The 5675-nt window shown below is 41.9% G+C and carries 6 protein-coding genes; 5 read left to right on the forward strand and 1 reads right to left on the reverse strand.

All coding sequences use genetic code 11. The features are described 5' to 3' along the window. Positions 1-1462, forward strand: a 1462-nt coding sequence (locus AB5H98_RS12515; RefSeq protein WP_367926229.1) for a recombinase family protein, incomplete at its 5' end; no start/stop codon positions are given. A 176-nt stretch (positions 1463-1638) separates the two neighbouring features. On the opposite strand, the gene AB5H98_RS12520 is transcribed toward AB5H98_RS12515, so the two are convergent. Beyond that, positions 1639-2553 carry a LysR family transcriptional regulator gene (locus tag AB5H98_RS12520; RefSeq protein ID WP_367926230.1) on the reverse strand — a complete coding sequence of 305 codons (915 nt, stop codon included), beginning with the start codon at positions 2551-2553 and terminating at the stop codon, positions 1639-1641. A gap of 130 nt (positions 2554-2683) precedes the next feature. Here AB5H98_RS12520 and AB5H98_RS12525 point away from each other — a divergent pair, with 130 nt between their 5' ends. From AB5H98_RS12525 to AB5H98_RS12540, 4 genes are all read left to right on the forward strand, one after another. Next, positions 2684-3238 (forward strand): chromate transporter, encoded by a 555-nt coding sequence (locus AB5H98_RS12525; RefSeq protein WP_367926234.1) that lies wholly within the window; start codon positions 2684-2686, stop codon positions 3236-3238. Then, positions 3235-3798 carry a chromate transporter gene (locus AB5H98_RS12530; RefSeq protein ID WP_367926231.1) on the forward strand — a complete coding sequence of 188 codons (564 nt, stop codon included), beginning with the start codon at positions 3235-3237 and terminating at the stop codon, positions 3796-3798. The genes AB5H98_RS12525 and AB5H98_RS12530 overlap by 4 nt, the downstream gene beginning before the upstream one ends. Positions 3799-3813: 15 nt before the next feature. Further along, complete coding sequence (locus tag AB5H98_RS12535; protein ID WP_367926232.1) at positions 3814-4344, forward strand: hypothetical protein; 531 nt, start codon at positions 3814-3816, stop codon at positions 4342-4344. Between the two features lie 424 nt (positions 4345-4768). Then, positions 4769-5674, forward strand: coding sequence for an alpha/beta hydrolase fold domain-containing protein (locus AB5H98_RS12540; protein WP_367926233.1), 906 nt, complete (start codon positions 4769-4771; stop codon positions 5672-5674). Position 5675 lies beyond the last annotated feature (1 nt).

A 5675-nucleotide genomic window follows, 5' to 3' on the forward strand; every position in this document is an offset into this window, starting at 1 on the left:
AAAAGATGGCGTTTCTTATGTACTCGTCTTTAAGCTCTCCCGGTTTGGCAGAAATGCAGCAGATGTTTTGAACTCCTTGCAGCTCATGCAGGATTTTGGAGTCAATCTGATTTGCGTAGAAGATGGCATTGACAGCTCCAAGGATGCCGGTAAGCTGATGATTTCGGTACTGTCTGCGGTTGCGGAGATTGAGCGAGAGAATATCCGAACACAGACAATGGCAGGACGAGAGCAAAAGGCTCGTGAGGGTAAGTGGAACGGCGGCTTTGCTCCCTATGGCTACAAGCTGGAAAACGGTAATCTCGTCATTGCTGAAGATGAGGTTGAAGTTATCCGTGTCATCTATGACCGCTATATCCACACCAGCGATGGTGTTGCCGGAGTTGCCAAATATCTGAACCGGAATGGCTATGTAAAGAAGCTGCGGCAGAACAATACCATTCCCGGATTTTCGAGGGATTTTGTGCTGGATGTGCTTGACAATCCTGTTTATATGGGTAAAATCGCTTATGGCAGACGGAGAACCGAAAAGAAACAGGGTACGAGAAATGAAATGCACGTGGTTGAGCAATCGGAGTTCCCTATCTACGAGGGTCAGCATGAAGCTATCATATCCGAAGAAGATTGGGCACTGGCACAGGATAAACGTAAGCTCAATTCCTTTAAGCGGGAAAAGGTGAATAATCCAGACCATGCACACATCCTGTCCGGCATCCTGAAATGTCCATGCTGCGGCAAAAGTATGTACGGCAATATTGCCAAGGCTCATAGCAAGGACAAGAAAACACGGTATTATTACTACTGCAAAAACACGGTCACAGCCACGGGACATGAATGCAGCTTCCGGCTCAACATTGAGCAAACGGAAATCAATAAAATGGTGGCAAAAATCATTTCTGCTATGGTCAACAAGCCTCGGTTTGTGGAAGCAATTAAAGCGAAGATCGGAACGGCTGTTGATACAGCAGATATGGAAAAACAAGTTGCTGTTCTGCAAGGGCAGTTAAAGCAGGTTTTAGGTACAAAAGGTCGATTGGAGCGTCAGATGGACACCTTAGACATTAACGATGCCCATTATGACAGAAAAATTTTGGATTTGCAGCGCCGTTATGATGAACAGTATGATATGATAGGTGAAATCGAAGCGCAGATTGACGAGCTGCAAAATCAGATCCGCAGCATCAGACAAGAGAAAATTTCCGGTGATAATATCTATCAGCTTTTATTGGCGTTTGATGAAGTCTACAATTCTGCAACGGAAGCGGAGCAGAAAGAGTTTATGAAAGCCTTTATTGAGCGAATCGATATGTTTCCGGAAAAGAGGAAGGACGGCTGTTGGATTAAAAACATTGTGTTCAATTTCCCTGTGCCGATTGACGGCGAGGAAGTGAAAGAACTTCCCTTGGAATATGGGACAACAGTCGAGACAGTTATATTTTTATCCAAACGCAATGTTGAGTAACGCATAAAGCCGAGTTGAATCCAGACAGGCTGGAGCATGTCGCTCATCTTGTGCAAATCAAAAACGAACGGAAACATCGAAACAAGCAAATGCTATTTTCCAAGGCACAAAACTGCACATCATATCAAATAAAACCCGCCTGATTCCGGAAAAGGAACCAGGCGGGTTTTTTGTATTTAAAACAATCCACTGTATTGTGGCAAGGGATAATCCATTTCGTAGTTACGACAGAGATCTAAAAACGCCTTTGCTGCTGGAGTTAGATATTTGTCCTTATGATGGATAATATAAAAACTACGTCTAAAATCCATCCCTTCTGCACCGAGTGTAACTACCAAACCACGCTCCAATGCCCCTTGTATCATTCGGCGAGGTAGAACAGCAATCCCCAAACCATTAATCACCGCATTGACGAGGGCTGTGGTACTTGCCGCCTCCCAAATCGGTTTTACAGAAATACCCGCATTTGCTGCAGCCTTATCGAACACATCTCGTGTTCCACTTCCTGGTTCTCGTAGAAGGAAGTGTTGCTGGCTAAATTGCTCCAAACTCAAACGCTGACCCTGTTTAAACCCTTCTTTCGGAGAGGCAATAATACATAAACAATCTTCCATATATTCTTCGGTATGTATGGCAGAATTATGAGAAATCCCTTCAATCAGTGCAAAATCAAGTTTGTTATTCATAATTGCTTGCTCCAATTGATCAGAAGGCGCAACCGTAACCTGCACTTCTGTTCCTGGGCGTCGGTGATAAAATGCTTTCACATAACTTGGAAGAAACTGCGAGCCAATCGTAATACTTGCTCCCACTCTTAAAAGACCGATGGAATCCCAATTTCTCATTTCTCGCTCCATATCGTCAAATTGGGCAGAAATGCGAAGCGCATATTGTAAAAAATTTTCTCCTGCTGAAGTAATTTGAAGTCGTCGGCCAATACGATCAAAAAGAATGATTCCATAATATTGTTCCAACTCTTTGATTGCAAGACTGACTGCCGGCTGGGTCATGTTCAGATTCTCTGCTGCTTTCGTTGTATTGCAGTTCGCATTGCAAACAGCACAAAAAATTTTCATATGACGTAGAGTCATAGTTGAAACTCCTTATATCAAAAATGATATTATTTATATTTAATTATATTATTTTATTTATCATAAAGCAAGTGTTATCATAGTACCCGTGGAGGGTGATCACTTGAAAAACGAAAAAAAATCAAAGTTGATGCAATTGTTTTTTTCTGTATTTAAACTGAGTGCCTGTACTTTTGGTGGCGGTTTTGTAATTGTTCCTCTAATGCGAAAACGTTTTGTCGAAGAATTGGGCTGGGTCGACGAACAGGAAATGATAGACATGACAGCCATTGCGCAATCCTCTCCAGGGGCGATTGCGGTCAACGCATCCATTCTTATGGGATATCATGTAGCAGGCGTACCGGGTGCACTGTTGACAGTGTTAGGAACCGTAACCCCGCCACTTATCATTATTTCGATTATCTCGCTATTTTATCAGGCGTTTCGCGACAACGCCATTGTTAGCTTAGTAATGGCTGGAATGTTATGTGGTGTAGCCGCTGTGATATTTGATGTGGTCATTGATATGTCAAAAACCCTTTTTCAAAAAAAGCGACTCCTGCCAGTTTTTGTCTTATTGGGAGCATTTGTTGCAGTTCGCTTCTTTTCTGCAAATATTATTGTAGTGATTTTTGTTTGCGGCATCATTGGTGCCTTTGAAACACTCTACAGAGAAAAGCAACATAAGGATGGAAAGGTAAAATGATATATCTGGAACTATTTTGGAGCTATTTTCAAATTGGACTGTTTAGCATTGGTGGCGGTTATGCAGCTATGCCGCTGATTCAACATCAGGTAGTTGAAGTTCATCCGTGGCTTACCATGACGCAATTTGCGGATATCGTCACAATCGCGGAAATGACCCCTGGGCCAATTGCAATAAACTCCGCAACTTTTGTCGGTACCATGGTTGCCGGTTTACCCGGCGCAATCATTGCAACAATTGGCTGTATCTTCCCGTCTTGTGTAATTGTGATGACCCTTGCTTATATCTATTACCGTTTCCGTGGCCTGAGTATTGTACAAGGTATCCTCGCCGGGCTACGCCCCGCTGTAATTGCCATGATTGCTTCGGCTGGAATCAATCTGTTTTTTACTGCGGTTTATGGTACAACAACTTTACCAGTCGATCTTAAAAGCATCAATGTTGTGGCTCTTATAATCTTCCTTTGTGCATTTTATGCATTGCGAAAGTGGAAACTAAATCCTATTAAAGCAATGGTAGGTTCTGGTATCGCAGGATTGCTTTTGTTTTCTTTATTCTAATTCGGAGGTCTAAATATGCGGTACATAATGAAATCAGGAATACTATCTATCTCGGAAAATGCCAAAAAACTTGCCCAAGTTACAAGTGCTTTTGGAAAAATGAAGAAAACCATATCCTTACCGGATGGCAGCGTACAATATCAGACAGACATCGACATCATGGATGCTCCCGCAGAAAAAAGAGGCGATGTTCGCTATCGGGTTTATACGCTTACCAATGGCAATGACCAAGTGCTAATGGTCGCACATCCCGGATATGCCAAAGAGGATGACCCGGATATGGTTGCCTGGCCGATGTGCCGGACACCGAAAGTAGACCATGCAGACATAATGATTGATGGCGTAACATATTTACTGGTTATGCACAACAGCCAAAATTATGCTCTCAAGGACGGTAAAGGTACTTCTGTGCTACAAATTATGCATAAGGGTATCTCAGGTGGCTGGACAATAGAAACTGCTAAATCCTTTAGTGCACAGGTGATTTGCGGACTATTTATATTCTGTCGATACATAGAGCAGGAAAATGAGTTTATCATTGTTTGAAAAAGCATAACGGAAATAATACCGTTCAAAACAATATCTTTTATAGAATCACAATCATTTCTGTAATGACGCAAATAAATTCTTCCTATATATCGTCTCAAACGCCCCTACGATCAGGGGCGTTTTTCTTTTCTCTATGTCCGTTTCCAAATTTCGACGATTCTTTCAAAGCGAATTGAAAGAATCGAACACAAGATTAGCATTGCAGCGAAAAAATAGCCCCTTGATGATCGGCTCTATGGGATGTATCATAAGAATAAAAAGTTAGAATTGTTGTTGAGCACCATTAGAATTCAAAAATAGGTTATTGCAGCACGCAAAATTTTCATCATACAGAAAAAACGGATATCTTGTTGTGCAATAACTTACAGGCATTTTCCTGTCCCACTTTTTGATTGACATTCATCGAATAGGAGGAGTCAAAATGGAAGTAAAAGAATGGTCTTATGAAGAAATGCCGGACTTTACGGAATATGTTGAAGGAGCACACGTTATTTCAACCACCGGCGATGAAGTAGGCGTAACATATATTCATAACGTTGAATATGCCGAAATAAACCATGAAAAGCTTTACTTGCAGATTCTTTTCCCTTATACACGTAATCACCCCAACCCGCTTTGCCCCTGTGTTGTATTTGTGCAAGGGTCTGCTTGGCTTCCTCAAGATGTTTATGCTCAAATTCCAGGATTGACCAAATTGGCAGAGCGTGGTTACGTCGTTGCCATTGTGCAGTACCGTCATTCGGGAATCGCTCCGTTTCCGGCCCAAATTATGGACGCTAAAAACGCGGTTCGCTTTTTGCGAAAAAACGCCTTAAAATATCATATTGATGCCAACAATATTTTTCTTTCAGGTGATTCATCCGGCGGTCATACAGCGATGTTTGCTGGTATCATGCATGATGAGACCACAGAAAATTTATATCCTGATACTTCCGCGGAAATAAAAGGAATCATCAACTACTACGGAAGTACCAGCGTTATGGCGGATGACTCCAACCCTATTCAAATTTTGCATTGTCAACCCGACAGTCCAGAAGGAATGGTCATGGGACATGTAGATCTGAGAACCAATCCCGATCTTAAGAAAAAGCTCTCCGTCGAATGCAATATAACATCCGATACAGAAGTGCCTCCTACTTTAATTATCCATGGTACCAAGGATCGCCTTGTAAACTGTGAATGCAGTGTCATTCTATATAAATGTCTAAAGCAGTATAAAAAAGATGTGCAGTTATACTTGCTTCAGGGAGCAGACCATGGTGGTCCTGAGTTTTGGACCCAGAACATAATCGACATTGTAGATCAATTTCTTAAAGAACATATATAAA

Origin of the sequence: uncultured Ruthenibacterium sp. (genome assembly GCF_963558415.1) — a bacterium.
GTDB lineage: Bacteria > Bacillota > Clostridia > Oscillospirales > Ruminococcaceae > Ruthenibacterium.